This window comes from Stenotrophomonas sp. 78350_Sma, from assembly GCF_056482105.1.
In genome coordinates, this window is record NZ_CM151182.1 from 4,357,460 (window position 1) to 4,379,510 (window position 22,051).

25 protein-coding genes and 2 tRNA genes are annotated in these 22,051 nt (G+C 66.7%); 13 read left to right on the plus strand and 14 right to left on the minus strand.

The window, feature by feature from the left end:
* Positions 1–148: 148 nt before the first annotated feature.
* From ACZK4H_RS20050 to ACZK4H_RS20070, 5 genes are all read left to right on the plus strand, one after another.
* On the plus strand, positions 149–943 hold the full coding sequence (locus ACZK4H_RS20050; RefSeq protein WP_099554791.1) for an SDR family NAD(P)-dependent oxidoreductase: 795 nt from the start codon (positions 149–151) through the stop codon (positions 941–943).
* Positions 944–1,083: 140 nt separating this feature from the next.
* Positions 1,084–2,973: an MFS transporter gene (locus tag ACZK4H_RS20055; protein WP_099554787.1), complete on the plus strand. Its 1,890-nt coding sequence runs from the start codon at positions 1,084–1,086 to the stop codon at positions 2,971–2,973.
* A gap of 182 nt (positions 2,974–3,155) precedes the next feature.
* Positions 3,156–3,443, plus strand: a complete 288-nt coding sequence (locus ACZK4H_RS20060; protein WP_005411297.1) for a CD225/dispanin family protein — start codon at positions 3,156–3,158, stop codon at positions 3,441–3,443.
* Positions 3,444–3,477: 34 nt separating this feature from the next.
* Entirely contained in the window at positions 3,478–3,756 is a 279-nt protein-coding gene (locus ACZK4H_RS20065) for a CD225/dispanin family protein (RefSeq protein WP_005411298.1), read from the plus strand.
* 43 nt (positions 3,757–3,799) lie between these two features.
* The gene (locus ACZK4H_RS20070) at positions 3,800–4,225 is read left to right on the plus strand and encodes a DUF2752 domain-containing protein (protein ID WP_049427336.1); all 426 of its coding nucleotides are present in this window, start codon (positions 3,800–3,802) and stop codon (positions 4,223–4,225) included.
* Positions 4,226–4,869: 644 nt separating this feature from the next.
* Here ACZK4H_RS20070 and ampE read toward each other — a convergent pair.
* From ampE to ACZK4H_RS20095, 5 genes are all read right to left on the minus strand, one after another.
* Positions 4,870–5,757, minus strand: coding sequence for a regulatory signaling modulator protein AmpE (gene ampE / locus ACZK4H_RS20075; RefSeq protein WP_099554100.1), 888 nt, complete (start codon positions 5,755–5,757; stop codon positions 4,870–4,872).
* 134 nt (positions 5,758–5,891) lie between these two features.
* Complete coding sequence (nudC, locus tag ACZK4H_RS20080; RefSeq protein ID WP_099554098.1) at positions 5,892–6,797, minus strand: NAD(+) diphosphatase; 906 nt, start codon at positions 6,795–6,797, stop codon at positions 5,892–5,894.
* A gap of 119 nt (positions 6,798–6,916) precedes the next feature.
* Entirely contained in the window at positions 6,917–7,309 is a 393-nt protein-coding gene (erpA, locus tag ACZK4H_RS20085) for an iron-sulfur cluster insertion protein ErpA (protein WP_005411302.1), read from the minus strand.
* Positions 7,310–7,340: 31 nt separating this feature from the next.
* Positions 7,341–7,805, minus strand: a complete 465-nt coding sequence (locus ACZK4H_RS20090) for a bactofilin family protein (protein ID WP_099554096.1) — start codon at positions 7,803–7,805, stop codon at positions 7,341–7,343.
* Between the two features lie 4 nt (positions 7,806–7,809).
* The gene (locus ACZK4H_RS20095; protein WP_099554094.1) at positions 7,810–8,553 is read right to left on the minus strand and encodes a DUF6776 family protein; all 744 of its coding nucleotides are present in this window, start codon (positions 8,551–8,553) and stop codon (positions 7,810–7,812) included.
* 179 nt (positions 8,554–8,732) lie between these two features.
* Here ACZK4H_RS20095 and ACZK4H_RS20100 point away from each other — a divergent pair, with 179 nt between their 5' ends.
* The 3 genes from ACZK4H_RS20100 to ACZK4H_RS20110 are packed head-to-tail and all read left to right on the plus strand — an operon-like array spanning position 8,733 to position 13,499.
* Positions 8,733–9,350: a DUF4126 domain-containing protein gene (locus ACZK4H_RS20100; protein ID WP_099554092.1), complete on the plus strand. Its 618-nt coding sequence runs from the start codon at positions 8,733–8,735 to the stop codon at positions 9,348–9,350.
* Positions 9,351–9,394: 44 nt separating this feature from the next.
* On the plus strand, positions 9,395–11,281 hold the full coding sequence (locus tag ACZK4H_RS20105; protein ID WP_099554091.1) for an EAL domain-containing protein: 1,887 nt from the start codon (positions 9,395–9,397) through the stop codon (positions 11,279–11,281).
* 1 nt (position 11,282) lies between these two features.
* Positions 11,283–13,499 (plus strand): ATP-binding protein, encoded by a 2,217-nt coding sequence (locus tag ACZK4H_RS20110; RefSeq protein WP_099554089.1) that lies wholly within the window; start codon positions 11,283–11,285, stop codon positions 13,497–13,499.
* A 1-nt stretch (position 13,500) separates the two neighbouring features.
* On the opposite strand, the gene bfr is transcribed toward ACZK4H_RS20110, so the two are convergent.
* From bfr to ACZK4H_RS20125, 3 genes are all read right to left on the minus strand, one after another.
* The gene (bfr, locus tag ACZK4H_RS20115; protein ID WP_005419804.1) at positions 13,501–13,971 is read right to left on the minus strand and encodes a bacterioferritin; all 471 of its coding nucleotides are present in this window, start codon (positions 13,969–13,971) and stop codon (positions 13,501–13,503) included.
* Between the two features lie 142 nt (positions 13,972–14,113).
* A complete protein-coding gene (locus ACZK4H_RS20120; protein ID WP_019336609.1) occupies positions 14,114–14,323 on the minus strand; it encodes a (2Fe-2S)-binding protein in 210 nt (69 codons plus the stop codon).
* Between the two features lie 108 nt (positions 14,324–14,431).
* Complete coding sequence (locus ACZK4H_RS20125) at positions 14,432–15,052, minus strand: RNA pyrophosphohydrolase (protein WP_099554087.1); 621 nt, start codon at positions 15,050–15,052, stop codon at positions 14,432–14,434.
* Between the two features lie 121 nt (positions 15,053–15,173).
* On the opposite strand from ACZK4H_RS20125, the gene ACZK4H_RS20130 reads away from it, so the two are divergent.
* Both ACZK4H_RS20130 and ACZK4H_RS20135 read left to right on the plus strand, forming a co-directional pair.
* Positions 15,174–15,250 (plus strand) — tRNA-Met (locus tag ACZK4H_RS20130).
* 55 nt (positions 15,251–15,305) lie between these two features.
* Positions 15,306–15,380: transfer RNA gene (locus tag ACZK4H_RS20135), tRNA-Gln, on the plus strand.
* 283 nt (positions 15,381–15,663) lie between these two features.
* On the opposite strand, the gene rpsI is transcribed toward ACZK4H_RS20135, so the two are convergent.
* Both rpsI and rplM read right to left on the minus strand, forming a co-directional pair.
* Positions 15,664–16,056, minus strand: coding sequence for a 30S ribosomal protein S9 (rpsI, locus tag ACZK4H_RS20140; RefSeq protein ID WP_005411311.1), 393 nt, complete (start codon positions 16,054–16,056; stop codon positions 15,664–15,666).
* A gap of 2 nt (positions 16,057–16,058) precedes the next feature.
* A complete protein-coding gene (rplM, locus tag ACZK4H_RS20145) occupies positions 16,059–16,487 on the minus strand; it encodes a 50S ribosomal protein L13 (RefSeq protein ID WP_005414692.1) in 429 nt (142 codons plus the stop codon).
* A 197-nt stretch (positions 16,488–16,684) separates the two neighbouring features.
* Here rplM and coq7 point away from each other — a divergent pair, with 197 nt between their 5' ends.
* Entirely contained in the window at positions 16,685–17,329 is a 645-nt protein-coding gene (coq7, locus tag ACZK4H_RS20150) for a 2-polyprenyl-3-methyl-6-methoxy-1,4-benzoquinone monooxygenase (protein WP_099554085.1), read from the plus strand.
* 123 nt (positions 17,330–17,452) lie between these two features.
* On the opposite strand, the gene ACZK4H_RS20155 is transcribed toward coq7, so the two are convergent.
* Both ACZK4H_RS20155 and speD read right to left on the minus strand, forming a co-directional pair.
* Positions 17,453–17,773, minus strand: coding sequence for a DMT family transporter (locus tag ACZK4H_RS20155; RefSeq protein ID WP_005411314.1), 321 nt, complete (start codon positions 17,771–17,773; stop codon positions 17,453–17,455).
* A 168-nt stretch (positions 17,774–17,941) separates the two neighbouring features.
* Positions 17,942–18,736: an adenosylmethionine decarboxylase gene (gene speD, locus ACZK4H_RS20160; protein WP_005411315.1), complete on the minus strand. Its 795-nt coding sequence runs from the start codon at positions 18,734–18,736 to the stop codon at positions 17,942–17,944.
* A 149-nt stretch (positions 18,737–18,885) separates the two neighbouring features.
* Between speD and crp the strand changes: the two genes are divergently transcribed.
* Together crp and ACZK4H_RS20170 are read left to right on the plus strand one after the other, a co-directional pair.
* Positions 18,886–19,575, plus strand: a complete 690-nt coding sequence (gene crp, locus ACZK4H_RS20165; RefSeq protein ID WP_012481435.1) for a cAMP-activated global transcriptional regulator CRP — start codon at positions 18,886–18,888, stop codon at positions 19,573–19,575.
* A gap of 62 nt (positions 19,576–19,637) precedes the next feature.
* Positions 19,638–20,399, plus strand: coding sequence for a sulfite exporter TauE/SafE family protein (locus ACZK4H_RS20170; RefSeq protein WP_054172646.1), 762 nt, complete (start codon positions 19,638–19,640; stop codon positions 20,397–20,399).
* Positions 20,400–20,487: 88 nt separating this feature from the next.
* On the opposite strand, the gene ACZK4H_RS20175 is transcribed toward ACZK4H_RS20170, so the two are convergent.
* Both ACZK4H_RS20175 and trpC read right to left on the minus strand, forming a co-directional pair.
* Positions 20,488–21,204, minus strand: coding sequence for a haloacid dehalogenase-like hydrolase (locus ACZK4H_RS20175; RefSeq protein WP_099554082.1), 717 nt, complete (start codon positions 21,202–21,204; stop codon positions 20,488–20,490).
* Positions 21,201–21,995: an indole-3-glycerol phosphate synthase TrpC gene (gene trpC, locus ACZK4H_RS20180; protein WP_049426871.1), complete on the minus strand. Its 795-nt coding sequence runs from the start codon at positions 21,993–21,995 to the stop codon at positions 21,201–21,203. Before trpC ends, ACZK4H_RS20175 begins: the two co-directional genes overlap by 4 nt.
* Between the last annotated feature and the right edge of the window lie 56 nt (positions 21,996–22,051).

The window sequence follows — 22,051 nt, forward strand, 5'->3', positions numbered from 1 at the left end:
CGCTGGGCATGGCCCGGCGCTACCGGTGCTGCATCCACGCATGGCGTGGATCTACTGTGCCGTGCGCAACAGCGCGTTGCGCCTGGCGCTGCATCCCGATCACGTTTCCGCGCGGATACTGGGTGATCCCCTGCTCCTGGACTCCCCCATGAAGATCGAACTCGCCGGCCGCACCGCGCTGGTCACCGCTTCCACCGCCGGCATCGGCCTGGCGATCGCGCAGGGCCTTGCCGCAGCGGGCGCGCGGGTCATTCTCAATGGCCGCAGCACCGACAGCGTCGAACGTGCCCGCCTGCGCCTGCTCGCCTCCGTTCCGGGTGCCGAGGTGACCGGCGTCGCCGCCGACCTCTCCGATGCGGCCGGCGTCGACACGCTGCTGGCCGGCCTGCCCACGGTCGACATCCTGGTCAACAACGCCGGCATCTTCGGCCCCGAGGACTTCTTCGAGACTGAAGACGCCACCTGGGAGCGTTACTGGCAGACCAACGTGATGTCCGGCGTGCGCCTGTCGCGTGCGCTGCTGCCGGCGATGGTGGCAGCTGGTTGGGGCCGCGTGCTGTTCATTTCCTCCGAATCGGCACGCAACATTCCTGCCGACATGATCCATTACGGCGTCAGCAAGACCGCGCAGCTGTCGCTGTCGCGCGGCCTGGCCAAGCGCGTGGCCGGCAGTGGCGTCACCGTCAACGCGGTGCTGCCCGGCCCGACCCTGTCCGACGGCTTCGCGGCGATGTTCGAAGATGAACGCCAGCGCAGTGGCAAGCCGCTGGAGCAGATCGGCCGCGAGTTTGTGATGGCACACCGGCCGTCTTCGGTGATCCAGCGCACTGCCACGGTCGAGGAAGTGGCCAACATGGTGGTGTACCTGGCCTCGCCGCAGGCTTCGGCCACGTCCGGTGCGGCACTGCGCGTGGATGGCGGCGTGGTCGACGATATCGTCTGAGACCTTCAGGCCGAGTGCGGACCAACGGTCCGCACCCACCGCCATGGGGTCTGGGCAGATCCACGCCATGCGTGGATGCGCCCCACCGCAGTCCCGACACACGGGCAGGAATGCTAGGCTGCGCCGGTCAAGGAGGTTCCATGTCCGGTCACAACCAGTTCGCCCTGCTGCGCCAGCGCCGTTTCCTGCCGTTCTTCGTCGTCCAGGCGCTCGGAGCGTTCAACGACAACGTGTACCGGCAGGCGATCATCAGCATGTTGCTGTTCATGGCCGTGCCGGAGGAAGAACTGGGGTTGTATGCCACGCTGGCGCCGGCCATCTTCATCCTGCCGTACTTCCTGTTCTCGGCACTGGCCGGGCAGATTGCCGACAAGCTGGAAAAATCGCGGCTGATCGTGATCACCACCACCATGGAGATCGTGATCATGTCGCTGGCCGCCACCGGCTTCCTCACCCAGAGCCTGCCGGTGTTGCTGGTGGCGTTGTTCTGCACCGGCATGCAATCGACCCTGTTCGGCCCGGTGAAGTATTCGGTGCTGCCGTCGGTGCTCAAGCCCGAGGAACTGACCGGCGGCAACGGCCTGGTCGAGATGGGCACCTCGATGTCGATCCTGTCCGGCATGATCGTCGGCGGCCTGGTGTTCACCGTGGCCGGCAGTCATGGCACGGTGGTGGCCGCGTGCGCGATCATCGCGCTGGCGGTCTGCGGCAACATCGCCGCACGGCTGATTCCCAAGGTCGATGCCGGTGATCCCAACCTGAAGATCAACTGGAACCCGCTGCCGGAATCGTTGGCGGTGCTGCGCATGGCGCGCCAGCAGAAAGCCGTGCGCAACTCGATCCTCGGCGTGTCCTGGTTCTGGTTCGTCGGTACGGTGCTGACCTCGCAGCTGCCGGCCTACGCCGTCACCAACCTGGGGGGCGAGCCGACCCTGTACATCTTCGCGCTGGCCCTGTTCTCGGTCGGCACCGGCGTCGGCTCGCTGCTGTGCGAGAAGCTGTCGGCACGCACGGTGGAAATCGGCCTGGTGCCGCTGGGTGCGTTCGGCATGACCGCCTTCCTGCTTGACCTGTACTTCGCCCGCAGCGGCGAGGCGACCGCGCACGGACTGACCGTCGGCACGTTCCTGCAGCAACCCGGCAGCATCCGCATCGTCATCGACCTGATCGGGATCGGCCTGTTCACCGGCATCTTCGTGGTGCCGCTGTTCGCGCTGATCCAGAGCCGCACGCCGAAGGCGCAGATGTCGCGCGTGTTCGCCGCGCTGAACATCCAGAATTCCGGCTTCATCGTGGGCGCGGCCCTGCTGTCGCTGGCCGCGCACAAGCTGCTGCACTGGACCATTCCGCAGCAGTTCCTGGCGCTGGCCATCGCCAACGCACTGGTGGCGATCTACATCTTCACCATCGTCCCCGAATTCCTGATGCGCTTCCTCAGCTGGCTGATGGTGCGCACCCTGTACCGCCTGCGTCCGCACGGCATCGAAGCGAACGTTCCCGACGAGGGCGCCGCGCTGCTGGTCTGCAACCATGTCAGCTACATGGACGCACTGATCCTGTCGGCGACGATTCCGCGCCCGGTGCGCTTCGTCATGTACTACAGGATCTTCAACATCCCGGTGATGCGCTGGATCTTCCGTACCGCCAAGGCGATCCCGATCGCCGGTGCGCGCGAAGACCCGGCGTTGATGCAGCGCGCGTTCGATGACATCGACGCAGCACTGGCCGAGGGCGAGCTGGTCTGCATCTTCCCGGAAGGTGCACTGACCAAGGATGGTGCGATGGCACCGTTCAAATCCGGCGTCGAGAAGATCCTCGAGCGGCGTCCGGTGCCGGTGGTGCCGATGGCCCTGCGCGGCATGTGGTCGAGCATGTGGAGCCGGCGCGACAGCCGCCTCGGCCGCATGCGCGTGCCGCGCCGTTTCCGCGCCACCGTCGAAGTGGTGGCGGCACCGGCCGTGGATGGCCACACCGCCAACGCCCAGGCGTTGGAAGCCCAGGTGCGGGCCCTGCGCGGCGATCACGCCTGACGCAACCGGCCCGCCAGGCGGGCCCGGCAACCTCCCCCGCATACGTCACCGTCCAGTGGCGTACGCGACATGTCGTGACTGTAAACGCATACATGCAACGCCGGTTGCGGTAGATTACGCACCCACAGGGGGGAGGTCCGGCCGATTCACCAAGGCCGGCCACCAAGGAATGGAGTCTCGCTTTGAATCAACCACCACCGCTCAGCCGTCCGGTCTACATCCCCAACCATCTGGTCTGGGCGATCCTGACGACGCTGTTCTGCTGCCTGCCGTTGGGCGTGGTGTCGATCGTCTATGCCTCCCAGGTCGATGGCCGTCGCGCGGCCGGCGACCTGCCGGGGGCTTACAGCGCGTCGCGCAAGGCGGGCTGGTGGGCAGTGGCTTCGGCCGTGGCCCTGCCGGTCCTGTTGCTGTTGTGGCTCGGGCTGTTCGGCGGCTTGGCCGTACTGGGCGCTCTTTCCGACCAATGATTCACCACCACCACCCATCAAGGAGCTTGAACCCATGAATACCGCTACTCCGCAGGTCCCGAACAATCTGGTCTGGGCCATCCTGACCACCCTGTTCTGCTGCCTGCCGGCCGGCATCGTGTCGATCGTCTACGCTGCACAGGTCAACGGCAAGCTGGCCGCTGGCGACATCGCCGGCGCCCAGGATTCGGCTGCCAAGGCCAAGAAGTGGGCCATCTGGTCGGCCATCGCCTGGGCCGTGCTGGTCGTGCTGTACGTGCTGTTCTTCGTTGTGCTCGGCGGCATGGGCGCGATGAGCAACAGCGGCTACTGATACGCCTGGACGGATCCGGCGCCTGCGCCGGATCCGTTGTTGCATGTCTGCGCTTCCCATCCGTTCCCGACTCGCCCGCTGGGCGCCGCTGCTGGTTTCCGCCGGCCTGGCCGCAGGTGCCACGGTGGTGCTGCGCAACGTCAATCCGTATGTCGCCGGCAATCCCCTGCCGAGCTGCCCGCTGTACGCCCTGACCGGCCTGTACTGCCCGGGCTGTGGCAGCACGCGCTGCCTGTATTCCCTGGTCCACTTCGACCTGCCCGGCGCGATGGCGATGAACCCGTTGCTGGTCATCAGCCTGCCGTTCCTGCTGCTGATGCTGCTGAACATCGCCGGCATCCGGCCGCGTGTGCTCGACCCGCTGATGCGGGTACTGGCCAATCCCACGTTCTGGCTCTGGGTGCTGCCCGGGTATGCACTGCTGCGCAATCTGCCGTGGGCACCGTTCACTGCACTGGCACCGATCTAGGTTTCCAGCCAACGGCGCAGCCCCTCGTGGTGGGCGGCGTTCGTCGATCATGGGGTTGGCCGGGCGGGTAGGCTGCGCAGGGGCCGCTGCAAGTACGTCCATGTAAGCTCGGTCGCCGCATCCATGCGGCTCACGCCCCTGCGCAGCCCACCCACCCGGCCACGGACAGTTTCCGTGTGCGTCCACCACGGAAAAGAAAGAGAAGATCAAAAGCGGAAGCGGATCGCTTCGCTCTGCATCCACGCATGGCGTGGATCTACCGTGTCGACCAAGGTCGACACCTACCAACAGCCGCCGGAATCTGTCGGGGGTGGGGCGGTGTGGGGCTGCAGGACCGTTGGCGCCATGGGCCCGAGGCACGCCTCGGGCGGGTTGGGCAGGACGCCCAACCCCGGCCTTGCCGTGTGCGCAGGACAGCGCACACGAGCAAGGCGCCATCGAGCCCCCAGGGGTGAGGGCGCTTTGCTTGCGAAGCACTGCTTCGTAAGCGCCCGAACGCCCAGCCGCTAGCGGCTGGGCCGGCCTGGGGGTTTACGGCGTGTCCTGCAGCCCCACACCGCCCCGCCCAACCCTCAGCAACCCAGAGCCGCTGTTGCTGTTGCTGTTGCCTCTGCAGGTGCAGGGCTGCAAGCCCTGCAAAGCAACTACGTCACCCAGCCTGCAATCACCAGCAGGGCGAGGATCGCCAACCACAGCAGCAGCATCCGCCACACCAGGCTCATCGCATCCCGCAGGTCCGGCAACCGCTGCCACACCGGCAACAGCCCCGCTTCGGTGTAGTCGTGTGCATCCTCGCGCAGTTCGGCATTGACGCTGGCCCGCGCCACCGCGCCCAGGAACCCGATGTTGCCTGCCAGGCGCTCACCGTGCGCCTGGCGCCAGGCCTTCCACGCCGTATCGAAATTGCCGACCAGCGCCATCGAGAACGCCATCAACTGTGCCACCGGCCACTCGATCCAGCCCAGCAGGCGCTGCGCCAGCGCCAGCGGCTCCACCGGCACGCGTGCGCGCATCGGGCTCTCCGCCATCAGCGCCAGCAGCCGGTAACCCAGCGCGCCGGCCGGGCCCAGCAACAGGAACCAGAACAACACCGCGAACCAGCGTCGCAGTGCGTTGAGCACCGTCGCCTCGACCAGCGACGGGATGTCCTCGCGCAGGCTGCCGCCGGCCGACTGCAGGTTGCGCACTGCGGCCTGCCGCGTCGCTGCATCGTCGGCATCGATGATGGCCTCGATATCGCGGTCCAGGTCACGCGGGCCCCAACACCAGGCCAGCACCGCGACGCCCAGCAACAACGATGGCAGACCGAACAGTACCCCGCGCAGCAGCCAGGCCAGAAGGCCCATCAGCAGCAGCGGCGGCAGCAGTGCCAGGGCAACACCCGCCGGCCCCTGCCAGGCCTTTCCACCACGCGCATCCAGCCAGCCCAACCAGCGCCGGAAGCCGTCGAAACGGCGCAGCGAGGCAGCAGCGGCCGGAGCGACATGGCCCAGGGCCAATGCGACCAGCACGGCGGCCAGAGTGGTGAACATGGCGGGTCTCCCTACGAAACAGATCGCTCGGCGTCGCTACCTTACCTGTCGCAGCGGCGCCCTCAGCGGTGAACCGGACTGTAACCCGTGCCGTGTTCAGGTGGCGGCAATACAGGCGCCCCCGCCGGCCTGGCTCAGCCCTTCTGCTGCCGGTACCAGTGCTCGATCAGCCCTCGCGAAATCGAGATCGGCGGTGACAGGCGGATACCCTTGCCATCGTCTTCGTCATCACGTGCCAGCGCGGCACCGACCTCCTCGGCACTGAACCAGCGTGCGTCCTCCAGTTCACCATCCACGGCCGGCAGATCGGCGTGCGCCTGTGCGCGGAAGCCAACCATCAGCGCACCCGGGAATGGCCAGGGCTGCGAACCGAGGTACTGGCAGGCGGTCACCCGCACCTTGCTCTCCTCGTGGACTTCGCGCACCACGGTCTGCTCGAAGGTCTCGCCCGGCTCGACAAAGCCGGCCAGCACCGAGTAGCGACGTGGCGCCCAGTTCGACTGGCGGCCGAGCAACAGGCGGCCCTGGTTTTCAACCGCCACGATCACAGCGGGGTCGACACGCGGGTAGTGCTCGGTGGAACACTGCGCGCAACGCCCCACGAAGCCGCCGCGGGCGAACGCCACGGCACCACCACATACACCGCAGAAACGGGTACGTGAGTGCCAGTAGGACATGCCACGTGCGTAGCTGAAAGCGGTCGCATCAGCCACCGACCACAGCAGGGCGGCCTGACGCAGATCGAGGCGACGTGGTGCGGTGACGGTGACGCTGGCGGCTTCAACCGAGAACCACGCTTGTTCCCCGCGCAGGCCGAGGAAGATCGCGGAGCCGGGCCCGCCGCCGATGTCGGCGCCGGTCAGCGCCAGCGGCTGGTCGTCATCACTGGTGAAGGCGCTGCCGTCCTTGTCGAGCACCAGAATGCGCGCGCCTGGCCACAGGCGCGCCAGTGCATCGGCATCTTCGCGCAGGGCATCGGCGCGCTCCAGCGGTTCGCCCACGAAGGCGAAACCGGAAAGCGGCGAAGGAGTATTGGGCATCCGGCAAGCGTGCCGCCAATCGATGCAGGTGGCAAGCTGCGGGCTTTGCCGAAGCCGTCAGTGGGTGTGGAGCTTGCTCCACACACCTTGTCGCGCGGGACGCAGGCCCCGCGCCCCGCCTACATGCTGAAGCTGCTGCCGCAGCCGCAGGTGGTCTTGGCGTTCGGGTTGCGGATCACGAACTGCGCACCGGTCAGGCTCTCGGTGTAGTCCACCTCGGCGCCCATCAGGTACTGCAGGCTCAGCGGGTCGACCAGCAGGGTCACCCCGCTGGTCTGTACCGCCAGGTCGTCCTCGGCACGGTTCTCGTCGAACTCGAACCCGTACTGGAAGCCCGAACAGCCACCACCTTCGATGTACACACGCAGGGCCAGGTCGGGGTTGCCCTCTTCCTGGATCAGGGATTTGACCTTGGCGGCCGCCGACTCGGTGAAGTTCAGCGGGCGCTCCAGCGACTGGTAATCGGGCGCGGCGGCCGGGGTGGCGCCGGGCAGGGAGACTAGCGTGCTCATGCCGTCAGCATGGGGGCGCCGACGACGGCTTTCAAGCCATCGCCTCGGCCAGCTTGCGGCGTGCAGCAGTATCACCCTTGCCACCATTGGCGTCGTCGCCTTCCGGGGCCGGCAGGGCCGCCATCGGCGCGCTGGCATGGATCAGGCGGCCGTTCAGCTGGGCACCCGCATTCATCTCCACCACCTGGTAATGGACGTTACCGTTGACCCGCGCGCTCGGGGTCAGCTCGACCTTTTCGGTGGCATGCACGTCGCCATCGAGGCGACCGCTGATGACCACCACCTGGGCGCGGATCTCGCCCTCGATCACGCCATGCTCGGCGACCGTCAGGGTCGCGCCGCTGGCGCCTTCGGCGGCGATCACCTTGCCGTGGATGCGGCCTTCCACATACAGGCCACCACTGAATTCCACATCGCCGCGGATCACCACCTGGTTGCCGATCAGGGCATCCACCACCAGCTGGCCTTCACGGTTGGATTTGCTGCTTCCGAACATCTGCCTACTCCCCTTTGCTGGCCGGCGCACCGGCCTGTTTCCAGTCGAATACCTGGGTGGTACCCCCCGTACCACTCCCCAATGTCACCCGCACGCGTTGCGGGGTGAAGTCAGCCGGCAGCATCACGCTGCCGGTGATCTGCTGGAAGTACCGGAACGAGTAATCCTGTCCCGGTACCTTGCTGCGCTGGTGCAGATCATCCCAGCTGATCGTGGCCAGCTTGCCGTTCTTCACGCCTTCCACGGTGAAACGCATCTGCCCCTGGCTGATGGCGCCGCGGTTGAGGTTCTGGGTCAGCACGGCGGTGTACTGCCAGGTGCCGGCCGCTTCCGGGCTGAACTCGATCGAATGGGTGTTCAGGCCCTTGCGCTGGCTGGTCGAACCCACCAGGCGCTCATAGAAGGCAACGTCGGCACGCAGGCCGGCGATTTCCTCATCGCGCTCGGCCAGCGAGGACTGCACCTCGGTGTTGGCGGCGCGGCTGATGCGGTCGGAGGCTTCCAGCGTGGCCTGCTTCTGGCGCAGTTCGGTCAGCTGCACCTGCAGCGTCTCGGCGCGCTTCTCGGCGGCCTGCAGGCGCTGGCCCTGTGCATCGCGCGGCGTGGCCATCCAGCAGCCACCCAGCACGGCCAGCACCAGGCTGAGCAGCCAGATGCCGCCGATCACCAGCAGGCGGCGACGGTCGGCCGGCGGTTGCGGCGCACCGGGCAGGCGGACCTGCACACGCATGGGAGGACGGTTGGTCATGGGTGGTTTCCGGGGCATCGCGAGGGCGACACCGGTACGGCCCCTGTGGCAAACGACGGGCTAGTGTATGACAGGACGGGTGGGTTTCCTGCGCAGTGACCGACCGCGGTCTGTGGCGTTCAGGCACGCCATCGTCGATAGTGTGGCCCCCTGCACAGTTCCGTCGCCGGAGCATCGCCATGACCGAAGCCCACCTGTTCGTGATCGGCATCCTGCTGGCCTGGCTGGCCGGCATCCGCGTCTACCTCACGGTGTTCGGCGTCGGCCTGGCCGGCCTGCTCGGCTGGGTCGACCTGCCACCGGCCCTGCAGGCCACTGAGTCGTGGTGGGTACTGGGCACCTCGGCGGCGCTGGCGGTGACCGAATTCTTCGCCGACAAGATTCCCGGCGTCGACTCGGCGTGGGATCTGGTGCAGACCCTGGCACGCGTGCCTGCGGGTGCCTTCCTCGCCGCGGCCACACTGTCGCCGGACGGGCAGCTGGGCACCGGAGCACTCGCTGCCGGTGCAGGTGTTGCGCTGGCCAGCCATGGCTTGAAAGCCGGCACCCGTGCCCTGCTCAACACGTCGCCGGAGCCGGCCAGCAACTGGGTCGCCTCCGCCGCCGAGGACACCGTGGTGATCGGCGGCCTGGCCCTGGCTCTGGCACACCCGTGGATCGCGCTGATCGTGGTGCTGGCCTGCAGCCTGGCCGGCGCACTGCTGGTGTGGCTGGTCTGGCGCGCCCTCTGGAAGGGCGTGCGCTGGCTGGCACGCACCGCAGCGCCCGACAGTCCACGCCAGACCGGTACCGGTTGATCGCCGGGCTTGTCGCATAATGGACGCGAACACCAGGAGCACCGATGGCCGCAAACGAATCCCCCGCGGGCGCCCGCCCGGGACGCGCTGAAACCCCTCCGGCCGATCATTGGCAACGCTGGACCGCTGAACCGGCGGGCGCCGTCGCCGCAGCACCGGCAGCGGTTCCGCCGCTGGCCGCCTCCGATGCGCCCGCATCGATCGGCAGCGCACCGCCGCCGTTACCGGGCCCGGCCATGCTGGCCGAGGCTGGCAACAACGATCAGGCGCCGCCGCCCTCCGATTCGCCCTACCGCGTGCTGATCGTCGAGGATGATCGCGCCCAGGCGCTGTTCGCACAGAGCGTGCTGCACGGCGCCGGCATGCAGGCGATCGTGCACAGCGATGCCGATGACGCACTGCAGGCGATCAAGGAACATCGCCCCGACCTGATCCTGATGGACCTGCACCTGCCCGGCCTGGACGGCATGCGCCTGACCGCGCTGATCCGCCAGCAGCCCGGCCTGCAGCTGCTGCCCATCGTGTTCCTCAGCGGCGACCCGGACCCGGAACGCCAGTTCGAGGTACTCGACAGTGGCGCCGACGACTACCTGAGCAAGCCGATCCGCCCGCGCCACCTGATCGCCGCCGTGGCCAACCGCATCCGACGCGCGCGGGCGCAGGCCGCAACCCTCCCCGGCGTATCCGGCACCCCGGCCACCAGCAACCCGGAAACCGGGCTGCCGACGCGGCATCACGTACTGCAGCAGCTCAACGCCGCGCTTGCCCACCGCGACCAGGGCGGCGTGCTGTTCGTCGAGATATCCAGTGCACTGGGCCTGCGCGAGCGCTATGGCTATGCGGCCTTCGAGCGCCTGATGGTGCAGGCCGGGCAACGCTTGGCAGAAGCCGGCCACCCGCACCTGCTGGCGCGCCTGAACGACAACAGCTTCCTGCTGCTTGCGCGCAATGTCAGCGAGGACAGCCTGGAAGGCATTGCCGCTGCACTGCGCGAGCAGTTGTCGGCGCGGGCCTTCGTGATCCGCGACGACGAATCCGTGCACCTGCGCGGCGTGGTCGGCTATGCACCGCTGTCGCCGGGCTTCGACGATGCCAGCAGCGCGCTCGAAGCGGTCGAGCGCACCACCCTGCAGGCACGCCTGCTCAGCGCCGGCGTGGCTGGCCACGTGCACCGCGACGTGATCAGCGAGCAGGAACACCTGGCACTGCTGGAAGGCCAGCTTGAACTGGCCTACCAGCCGATCGTCGCCGTCGCCGGCGGCAATACCGCGCAGTACCAGCTGCTGCTGCGCCTTCGCCAGGCCGACGGTACGCTGCTGGCGGCAGGCCAGGTGATTCCGGCCGCAGAGGCTGCCGGGCGCATCGCCGATCTCGACCAGCAGGTGATGGACCATGCACTGGGCCTTCTCGACCTGTACCGGCACGCGACGCAGCCGCTGAACCTGTTCGTCTCGCAGTCACTGCGCACGCTGCAGCGCGATGCCTTCGCCGACTGGCTGCTGGAATCACTGCAGCAACGCGGCCTGCCCGGCAGCGCACTGGTGATCGACGTGCGCCTGCCGGACGCGCTGATCCACGCCGTGCCGCTGCAGCAGTTCTGCGAACGCATGGCAGGGGCCGGCGTGCGTTTCTGCCTGAGCCAGTTCGAACCCGGTGGCGAAGCCGATGCACTGCTGACCCAGCTGCCGTTGTCGTTCGTGCGCATGGCCGCGCGCTTCTCCAGCAGCCACGCCAATCCGGCCACGCGCGAAGAGCTGCGCCGGGCAATCGAACGGGCGCACGCCGCCGGGCAGCAGATCATCGGCCAGCAGATCGAAGATCCGCAGGCCGCCGCCGCGATGTGGGTGGGCGGTGTCGACTACATCCAGGGCAACATGGTGCAGTCTGCCGGCAGCGATCTGAACTTCGACTTCCACAACGCGGTGCTCTGACGTGCCGATGTGGGTCGCGCTGCTGGTTGCCCTTGCCGCGGCCTCCATCACGGCGCTGCTGTTGGGCCTGCGGCTGCGCGCGCGCAGCCATGCACTGGCCCTCCTGCAGCGTGAGCGCAGCGCGTTGGCCAGCGAACGTGACCAGCTGCGCCGCACCACCGAACGCCAGGGGCAGCTGGAGCAGCAGCTGCTGCAGGCCAAGCAGGCCGCCGAGGCGGCGGTGCTGGCCAAGGGCGAGTTCCTGGCCACGATGAGCCACGAGATCCGTACGCCGCTCAACGGCATCCTGCCGATGCTGGAGCTGATCGCGCGCGGCCCGCTGGGCGAGGACCAGCGGCAGATGCTGGCCACCGCCTCGGCCAGCTCGCAGCAGTTGCTGCGCATCGTCGATGACATTCTCGACTACTCGCGGCTGGAAGCGCAGGCACTGGAACTGGAGATCACCAGTTTCAACCTGCGCGACCTGCTTGATGGCGTGGTGCAGCTGATGCAGCGCGCCGCCGACGCCAAGGGCCTGTCGCTGGGGCTGCTGCTGGACCCGTCGGTGCGCCTGCCGGTGCGTGGCGACCCGGTACGACTGCGCCAGGTGTTGAGCAACCTGCTGGCCAACGCGATCAAGTTCACCGCACGCGGCCAGGTGCAGCTGCGCGTGCAGCGCCTGGGCGAAGGTGCAGCACAGCACCAGCTGCGCTTTGAGGTCATCGACACCGGCATCGGCATCGACGAGGCGCTGCAGGCGCGCCTGTTCCAGTCCTTCAGCCAGGCCGATGCCTCAACGACCCGCATCTACGGTGGCACCGGCCTGGGCCTGGCGATCTGCAAGCGCATCATCGACCTGATGCACGGGCGCATCGGCGTGCAGTCCACGCCCGGCCAGGGCGCCACGTTCTGGTTCGAGATCCCGTTGTTGAAGGTGCCCGGCGACCTGCCTGCCATGGCGCGCACGCCAGACTCGCTGCTGCTGTTCAGTGGCGATGCCATCCTGCAGGCACGCATCGAGCGCATCGCGGCCCATCATGGGCTGCTGGTGCACGCCATGGCGCAGTTCGATGCCGTGGTCGAGCGCCTGCGCGCAGTGCCGAGGCCGGGGCAACCGGCACCGGCCTGGCTGCTGGTCGATGCACGTGCGCGCCGCATCGGTGAAGCAACGCTGCAACAGGCGTTGGCCGAACGTGGCGAGGACGACGCGCTGCAGGTGCTGTGGCTGCAGGACGATGCCCTTCCGGCACGCCCGCGCCAGCGGCAGCTGCCCTCGCATTTCGACGACGCGGCGCTGCATGCACTGCTGGCGGCACCGGTCGCGCATGCGCGCCCCGCCGCGCTGCTGGTCAATGCAGGACAGGGGCAGCCCGCGCCCCCGCTGCCGCCGTTGCACCTGCGCGTGCTGCTGGTGGAGGACAACACGGTCAACCGCATGGTGGCCGAGCAGCTGCTGCGCGTGTTCCAGTGCGAGGTGCGCAACGCCGCCGATGGCGAGCAGGCGTTGCTTGCCCTGCGCGAAGGCGATGTAGATGTGGTGCTGATGGACTGCCAGATGCCGGTGCTGGACGGTTATGCCGCCACCCACCGCTGGCGCGCCGAGGAAGTGGAGAACGGGCGTCCGCGCCTTCCGATCATCGCAATGACCGCCAATGCCATGGCCGGTGACCGTGAGCGCTGCCTGCAGGCCGGCATGGACGACTATCTGTCCAAGCCGATTGCACGTACCACCCTGCATGCGCTGCTGCAGCGCTGGGGGCAACGATCACGCGATGTCGGAGCGTCGAGCTTGCTCGATGGCGAAGCCCTCGCACCCGATCGAGCACCGGCAGCCGAGCATGGCTCGGCTCTACAAGGCACGAAAAGCCAAGCGGTGACGCAACCGGTGCTGGACCGCGACGTGCTGGACGAGCTGCACGCGGTGATCGGCGACACCGCCCTCCAGATCATCTCGGTGTTCCTGGAGGATGCGCCGGCGATGGTGCAGCAGCTGCAGCAGGCCGCGCAGGCCGGCGACGAGCCCCGCCTGCAGGCCCTCGCGCACAGCCTCAAGTCATCCAGCGCGAACGTGGGCGCACTGTCGCTGTCGGCAGTCGCGCAGCGCATCGAGCATGAAGCCCGCAGCGGCAGCCTGCAGCGCCCCGCAGTGGCGGTGGCGCTGCTGGTTGCGGAATTCGCCCGTGCGCGCGTGGCACTGACGGGCTACCTGGCACAGCATCGCGCCGGCCAGGGCGGCTGACTCACTCTTCCAGCTTGCTCAGCAGGTACTTCGGTTCGCCGATGCGCTCGATCAGGTCCAGCTGGGTTTCCAGCCAGTCGATGTGCTCTTCTTCCGAATCGAGGATCTTCACGAACAGCTGGCGGCTGACGTAGTCGCCGACCGAATCGGAATAGGCCACGGCCTCGCGCAGGGTAACCACGCCATCGCGTTCCAGCGACAGGTCGCACTGCAGGATCTCGGTCGGGTTCTCACCGATGCGCAGCTTGCCCAGCGCCTGGAAGTTCGGCAGGCCTTCGAGGAACAGAATACGGTCGGCGAGCATGTCGGCATGCTTCATCTCGTCGATCGATTCCTTGTACTCGTGTTCGGCCAGTTCCTTGATGCCCCAGTTCTTCAGCATCTTGGCGTGCAGGAAGTACTGGTTGATCGCGGTCAGCTCGTTGTAGAGGACCTTGTTGAGGAATTCGATGACCTTGGTGTCGCCCTTCATGGGGATGCTCCTGCACGCTGAAAACGCAGGCACTTTAACGCCTTGCGTGCGGTCGTGAAGGAACGCGAATCGTGCGCATTGGCCTGTGCGGCCACATGTGAAGGATGCGAAAGCGCGGCGTCAATACGCCGCGAAGAGACGATCAGGCGACCTGGGCCAGGCCCAATACCGGCAGCGGCAGATCGTGGGTGGCACGCGCCTTGGCCAGCAGGTCGCCTGCCATGTCCAGGCAGGAACCGCAGGTGGCACCACAGCCGGTACGCATGGTCAGTTCGGCCACCGTGCTGACGCCATTGCTGGCGGCTTCGCGGATCTGGTGGTCGGTGACTCCGTTGCAGATGCAGACGTACACAGGCGTGGACCGGGCTGACAGGCCAGAGGCGGCCTGTTGGCTATTCCAATGGAAACGAGAATGGTTGTCAATCAGAGACCTGAACCATTCTCGATACCGTTCAGCCCGTCAGCTGGCCGGGCCATCGCCGGTGGCCTTCTTCGGCCAGTAGCCGCGGGTCCGCGGGCGCTTGCGCGGGCGCTCGTGCCCGGCGGTATGGCCCGGCATCCAGGCCTCGGCGGCGCTCTTGGGCATGGCGGTAACCCCCTGCCCGGCCACCCCGCGCGCCAGCGGCGCCAGATGTCGCAACGCACGCGCATAGACGCCACGCTTGAACATCACCACGTGCTCCACCGGGTACCAGAAGTCCACCCAGCGCCAGTGGTCGAACTCGGGCGAGTCGGTGTGGTCCAGCTTCACGTGGGATTCGTCGCCGGTCAGGCGCAGCAGGAACCAGACCTGCTTCTGGCCGATGCAGACCTGCCGCTCGTTGCGGCGGATGGCCCGCGCCGGCAGCTTGTAGCGCAGCCAGCCGGGCGTCGCCCCGAGCACTTCCACATGCTCAGGCAGCAGGCCAGTCTCTTCCTGCAGTTCACGATACATGGCCTCGACAGGCGTCTCGTCGGTGTTCATGCCACCCTGCGGGAACTGCCAGCCATCCCGGCGCACACGTCGTGCCCAGAACACCTGGCCGTCCTGCCGCATCAGCACGATGCCGACGTTCGGTCGATAGCCGTCCGGATCGATCACGATGCGGACTCCTAAGAAAATCTACTGGCCGGGACTATCCCATGCCCTCTGTCGGCCCACAAGCACGACACAAAAGTGTTGACAGGGGCGATACACATCCGCAGAATAGCGGGCTCACCAAGGCTATGTAGCTCAGCCGGTTAGAGCACAGCACTCATAATGCTGGGGTCGGTGGTTCGAGTCCACCCATAGCCACCACACTGAAAATCAAGTTGTCTTTCAGTGTGAAAAGTGAGAAAATCGTTGCACGTTTTGCCCCGTCGCCAAGCGGTAAGGCACCTGACTCTGACTCAGGCATTCGGTGGTTCGAATCCATCCGGGGCAGCCAAATTTAAAAGCAAAAGGCCAGATCGAAAGATCTGGCCTTTTGCTTTTAATTTGGTCACGCATTCCACCTTATCCCCGCGCCTGTCGGCGCGCGCCCTTGAACATCAAGGGGGCTCCTCTCCAGAGAGAACCCCGGGGTCGGACATGCAGAAAGACGGGGAGTGCCGGCCGCTGGCCGGCAACCAGGACATGCACGACCCCGAAACGACAAAAGCCCGGCCGAAGCCGGGCTTTTGCTTTTCCAACCAGCGGGCTCCCGAAGGAGCCCAACCAGGCGCGGTAAATCAGCGCTTGGAGAACTGGGTGGCGCGGCGGGCCTTGTGCAGACCGACCTTCTTACGCTCGACTTCACGGGCGTCACGGGTCATGAAGCCAGCCTTGCGCAGCTCGGACTTCAGGGTTTCGTCGTACTCGACCAGAGCACGGGCGATGCCCAGACGGATCGCACCGGCCTGGCCGGTGGTGCCGCCGCCAGCGGCGGTGACCAGGATGTCGAAGCTTTCGGTGTTCTTGGTCAGCTCGAGCGGCTGGCGCACGATCATGCGCGCGGTCTCACGACCGAAGAACTCGTCCAGCGGACGGCCATTGACGGTGATGTTGCCCGAACCCTTGCGCAGGAACACGCGAGCGGTGGAGGACTTGCGGCGGCCAGTGCCGTAGTTTTGAGTGATAGCCATGATTAGATATCCAGAACCTGCGGCTGCTGTGCGGCGTGCGGATGCTCAGTGCCGGCGTAGACCTTGAGCTTGCGGTACATCTGGCGACCCAGCGGGCCCTTCGGCAGCATGCCCTTCACGGCGATCTCGATCACGCGCTCCGGGTGGCGCTCCAGCGCCTGGGCCAGGGACTCGGTCTTCAGGTTGCCGATGTAGCCGGTGAAACGGTGATACATCTTGTCCTGCAGCTTCTTGCCGGTGACGGCAATCTTTTCTGCATTGATGACGACCAGGTAGTCGCCGGTATCAACGTGCGGGGTGTAGACCGGCTTGTGCTTGCCGCGCAGACGGCGGGCCAGCTCGGTGGCGAGACGGCCCAGGGTCTTGCCCTCGGCGTCGACGAGGTACCAGTCGCGCTGGACGGTCTCGTTCTTGGCAGTGAAAGTGCTCATGAAGAACTCTAGGTTAGGTCGGGCTCATTGCGGCGAAAGGCTCGCCGGAACTCTGCCACGCGTTGTGAAAAGGTGAAGCGTAAGAGGCGGGATTGTACTCACCTTGCCCGGGATGCGCAACCCGCGCCCTGCGCCGGGTTGGCAGGGGCGCGGGGCCGGGCGAGAATCGGGGGTCTTCCGCCCCACCGCGTACTGCCATGACCGTGCTCCGCCAGACCACTCCGCTGGACCACCTGCTGACCGAGGCGCAGCGCGCCCTGGACACAGTGTTCGGCAATCCGCCGGCGGCCCGCCCCTACCCCGCCACGGGCACCGACGAACCGGGCATGGACAGCGCCGAGCGGCGCCATGCCGCAGGCCTGATGCGGATCAACCACGTCGGCGAGGTCTGCGCGCAGGGCCTGTATTTCGGCCAGGCCGCCGTGGCCCGCGACCCCGCCACGCGCGAACACCTGCTGGAAGCGGCGCAGGAAGAAACCGACCATCTGGCCTGGTGTGCCACCCGGCTGGGTGAGCTGGACAGCCGTCCGAGCCTGTTCAACCCGCTGTGGTACGCCGGCAGCTACACCATCGGCACCCTGGCCGGGCTGCGCGGCGACGGCTGGAACCTGGGCTTCGTGGTGGAAACCGAGCGTCAGGTGGAAGCCCACCTGGACGAGCACCTGGTCGACCTGCCGCCCGGCGACCTGCGCAGCCGCGCGGTCATCGCGGTGATGAAGGAAGACGAAGCCCGCCATGCGGACCACGCCGAGCAGGCCGGCGCACGCCGCCTGCCGTTCCCGATCCCGGGGGCGATGGCGCTGGCTTCCAAGGTCATGAAGACCATCGCCTACCGGCTGTGACCGCCAGGTAGTGCCGGCCGCTGGCCGGCAACCACGCAGGTACTGCTGAAGATCAGGAGGTTGCCGGCCAGCGGCCGGCACTACCGAATCAGACGGTGGGGCCCGACCGTTGGCCGGGCCACCTTAGTTCGGCGAGACCAGCTTCAGGCCGATCACGCCGGCCACGATCAGGCCCACGCAGGCCAGGCGGGCCGGTGACGCGCTGTCGTTGAACAGGTAGATGCCCAGCACCGCAACGCCCATGGCGCCGATACCGGTCCAGATCGCGTAGGCCGTACCGACCGGGATGCTCTTCATCGCCTGGCTCATCAGGTACAGGCTGATCAGCGCGGATACCACCGTAGCAGCGGTGGGCAGGGGTTTGCTGAAACCTTCGGAGTACTTCATTCCGAGGGCGAAACCGATCTCGAACAGGCCGGCCAGCAGCAGGTAGATCCAGGGCATGGGTGGGGGCTCCTTACCTTTTTTGAGAAAAACGAAACGGCCCGGTGTTTTCACACCGGGCCGTGGGTCGGTACATCACCGTGGAACTGTAACGCGTGCCAGGCACTGGTTCCACGGGGCGGGTCGTCCCGCCTGGGTGGCGATGCCTGCGGGCATCGCACATGGGTCTTACTCGGACAGGTTCCGGCCGTGGAACAGCTCTTCGATCTCGCGCTTGAGCAGCGCTTCGATCTTCATGCGTTCCTTGAACGACAGGTTCTTGGCCTTTTCCTCGAACAGGTACTGGTCCAGGTCGAAGTCCTTCAGGTGCATCTTCGTGTGGAAGATGTTTTCCTGGTAGACGTTGACGTCGAACATCTCGTAACGCGACTTGATGTTCTTGGCCAGGAAGTTCTGGATCGAGTTGATCTTGTGGTCGATGAAGTGCTTCTTGCCCTTCACATCGCGGGTGAAGCCACGGACGCGGTAGTCCATGATCACGATGTCCGACTCAAGGCTCTCGATCAGGTAGTTCAGGGCCTTCAGCGGGGAAATGACGCCACAGGTGGCCACGTCGATATCCGCGCGGAACGTCGCGATACCTTCCTGCGGATGGGTTTCCGGGTAGGTGTGGACAGTGATGTGGCTCTTGTCCATGTGCGCGACCACGGCGTCGGAGATCAGCTCCTTGCCGGCCAGCTTCTTGTCGATCACCGGCTCTTCGGAGATCAGGATGGTCACCGAGGCACCCTGCGGGTCGTAGTCCTGGCGGGCCACGTTCAGGATGTTGGCGCCGATGATCTCGGCGACATCGGTCAAGATTTGAGTCAGCCTGTCGGCGTTGTACTCTTCATCGATGTATTCAATGTAACGCTGACGCTCCTCTTCGGTGCGCGCGTAACACACGTCATAGATGTTGAAGCTCAGCGCCTTGGTGAGGTTGTTGAAACCCTGCAGCCTCAGGCGAGGCAACGGCTTGACCACGGCGGTCGATTCCTGTGTAAGAAGGGAAAGGGGGAATTATGGGGCAAACTGCCCCCGGGGGGAACGTGAAGACGCAAGAGTTCTGGCACACTGTTTGCCCTTAACAATTGCGCTGGTTAAGCTCCGCTATCGACCCCGTGAATCCGTTCATGCGCAGAGGGAGCGCCCCTATCGTGTCAACCGTGCGCCTAGCTAGCAGTCCACTGGCCTTGGATATCGCCACCATCGATCGTTTCCTGGCGCACAGCCACCGGCGGCGATATCCCACCCGTACCGACGTCTTCCGACCCGGTGACCCGGCGGGAACCCTGTATTACGTTGTCAGCGGCTCGGTTTCGATCATGGCCGAGGAAGATGACGATCGCGAGCTTGTGCTGGGCTACTTCGGTGCCGGCGAGTTCGTTGGCGAAATGGGCCTGTTCGTCGAATCGGACCGCCGCGAGGTGATCCTGCGGACACGTACAGCCTGCGAACTGGCTGAAATCAGCTACGAGCGCCTGCACCAGCTGTTCCTCGGCCCGCTGTCGGCCGACGCCCCGCGCCTGCTGTATGCGCTGGGCCAGCAGATCTCCAAGCGCCTGCTCGATACCAGCCGCAAGGCCAGTCGCCTGGCATTCCTGGACGTTACCGATCGAATCGTGCGCACACTGCACGATCTGGCACAGGAACCGGAAGCGATGAGCCATCCGCAGGGCAGCCAGCTGCGCGTGTCGCGCCAGGAACTGGCCCGCCTGGTCGGCTGCTCGCGCGAAATGGCTGGCCGCGTGCTGAAGAAGCTGCAGACCGACGGCCTGCTGCATGCACGTGGCAAGACCGTGGTGCTGTACGGCACCCGTTGACCGTTGAGCACCCGGTGGGTGCGGACCTTGGTCCGCACTCCTTCGCGCGCTAGGCTCGTTGCATGGAACTGAGCAGCGAATTCTGGTGGTTCATCCTCATCGGCCTGGGCGCACAGCTGGTGGACGGCGCTTTGGGCATGGCCTTCGGCCTGGTGTCCTCGTCGGTGATGTTGAGCATGGGGCTGCCCCCGGCGCAGGTCAGCGCCAGCATCCACACCGCTGAAGTGTTCACCACGGGCGCGTCGGGCGTGTCGCACCTTGCCGCCGGAAATGTCGATAAACGCCTGTTCCTGCGCCTGGCCCTGCCCGGTGCGGTGGGCGGCGCCGTGGGCGCCTACGTGCTCACCCAGATCCCCGGCGACATCATCCGGCCACTGATCTACCTGTACCTGCTGGTACTGGCGATCATCATCCTGGCCCGCGCTGCGGGGCGCTGGATGCCCAAGGGCGAAATCCGCCGGGTACCGGTGCTGGGCTTCTTTGCCGGCCTGCTGGACGCCAGCGGCGGCGGCGGCTGGGGGCCGGTGGCCACCTCCACTCTGCTCGCCCGCGGCGGCCAGGCACGCACCACCATCGGTACGGTCAACGCGGCCGAGTTCATCGTCACCCTGACCATCTCGGCCACGTTCCTGCTGTCGATGGGCGTGCAGCACCTGCAGATCGTCGCCGGCCTGCTGATCGGCGGCATGATGGCCGCGCCGGTGGCGGCAATTCTGGTCAAGCGGGTGAAGGAGCGCTGGGTGCTGGTGGCCGTTGGCGTGCTGGTACTGGGGATCAGCCTGTTCCAGATCGGCCATGCGGTGTACGGGCACCTGTACCGCTGAGCGTTTGCCGGCCAGCGGCCGGCACTACCGGGACGGAGAAGGGGTAGTGCCGGCCGCTGGCCGGCAGATCCATCACCGTGCGGCGGGATCAGGCCTTGTCGCCACCGCGGTCCACGCAGCCCCAGTTGAGGATGCGGGTGCCGGGCGGCAGCACGCTGCGGAAGAAATCCACCTTGGAGCGCTTCGGGTTCACCACCACTGGCGCCTTGGCTGCCAGCAGCAGCGGCAGGTCGGCGGTGCTGTCGGAGTAGGCGATGTCGATGTCGCCGTAGCCGCGCTCGCGCAGCATGCGCATCTTCTCTTCGTTGTGGCAGTGGCGGGTCGGGCCGACGCCGCCCAGCCGCGGACCAACCTCGGTGCCGATCACCGGTACGTCCTGGTGGGCCACGAAGGCCAGGATCGCCCGTGCCAGCTCCGGCGGCGCGCCGGTGGCCACCACCACGCGGTCCCCCTTGGCCCGGTGCGCGGCGAACACCTCCAGCGCCTGCGGCAGCAGCTTGGCGCGCATCTGTGCCTCGTTGCGCAGCACATAGGCGTCGATGACCTTGTTGAAATCACGCGCACGGTGCAGGCCGAAGCTGCCGATCCACACATAGACCGAAATACCGGCACGACGGGTCGGCAGCAGCGCCACCATCGGACCGGCGATCGGCGTGACCAGCAGCGCGGCCAGCATGCGCAACGGGTTGCGCTTGATCAGCGAGGCGAACAGATGGGTGCCCGAATCGCCGTCGTAGAGGGTGTGGTCGAAATCGAAGACCACCAGCGGCGCATCGTCGCGCGGCGTCGGATAGTGCGTTGTCATGCCGCGAAGAATAGCTGACGCAGGCCCTCGCCCGGCTCTTCCACGCGCATGAAGGCCTCGCCGACCAGGAACGCATGGATGCCGGCATCGCGCATCAGCGCCACGTCCTGCGGGCCGAGGATGCCGCTCTCGGTGACCAGCAGGCGATCACGCGGCACCGCCTTCTGCATGTCCAGCGTGGTCTGCAGCGACACCTCGAAGGTGCGCAGGTTGCGGTTGTTGATGCCGATCATCGGCGCCGGCACCTGCAGCGCACGCTCCAGTTCGTCGATGTCATGCACCTCCACCAGCACGTCCATGCCCAGCGACAGCGCCAGTTCGGACAGCGTGGCCAGCTGGGTGTCGTCCAGTGCAGCGACGATCAGCAGGATGCAGTCGGCGCCCAGCACGCGCGCCTCGTACACCTGGTAGGCGTCGATCACGAAGTCCTTGCGCAGCACCGGCAGCGTGCAGGCCTCGCGGGCCTGCTGCAGGTAGGCGTCGGCGCCCTGGAAGAAGTCCACGTCGGTCAGCACCGACAGGCAGCTGGCGCCGCCGAACTCATAGCTGACGGCGATGTCGGCGGGGCGGAAATCCGGGCGGATCACACCCTTGGAGGGGCTGGCCTTCTTCACCTCGGCAATCACCGCCGGGTCGCCGTTGGCCACCGCCGCCTGCAGCGCGCGCACGAAGCCACGTACCGGCGGGGCACTGGCCAGGGCGGCCTGCAGCTCCTCGAGCGGGCGCTGGGCGCGGCGCTGGGCCACTTCTTCGGCCTTGCGGGCCAGGATCGTCTGCAGGATGTCGCTCATCGTCTTCGGTTCGGTGCGGGGGCGGTGAGGACGGCCATTATCGGCCATCAAGGGGA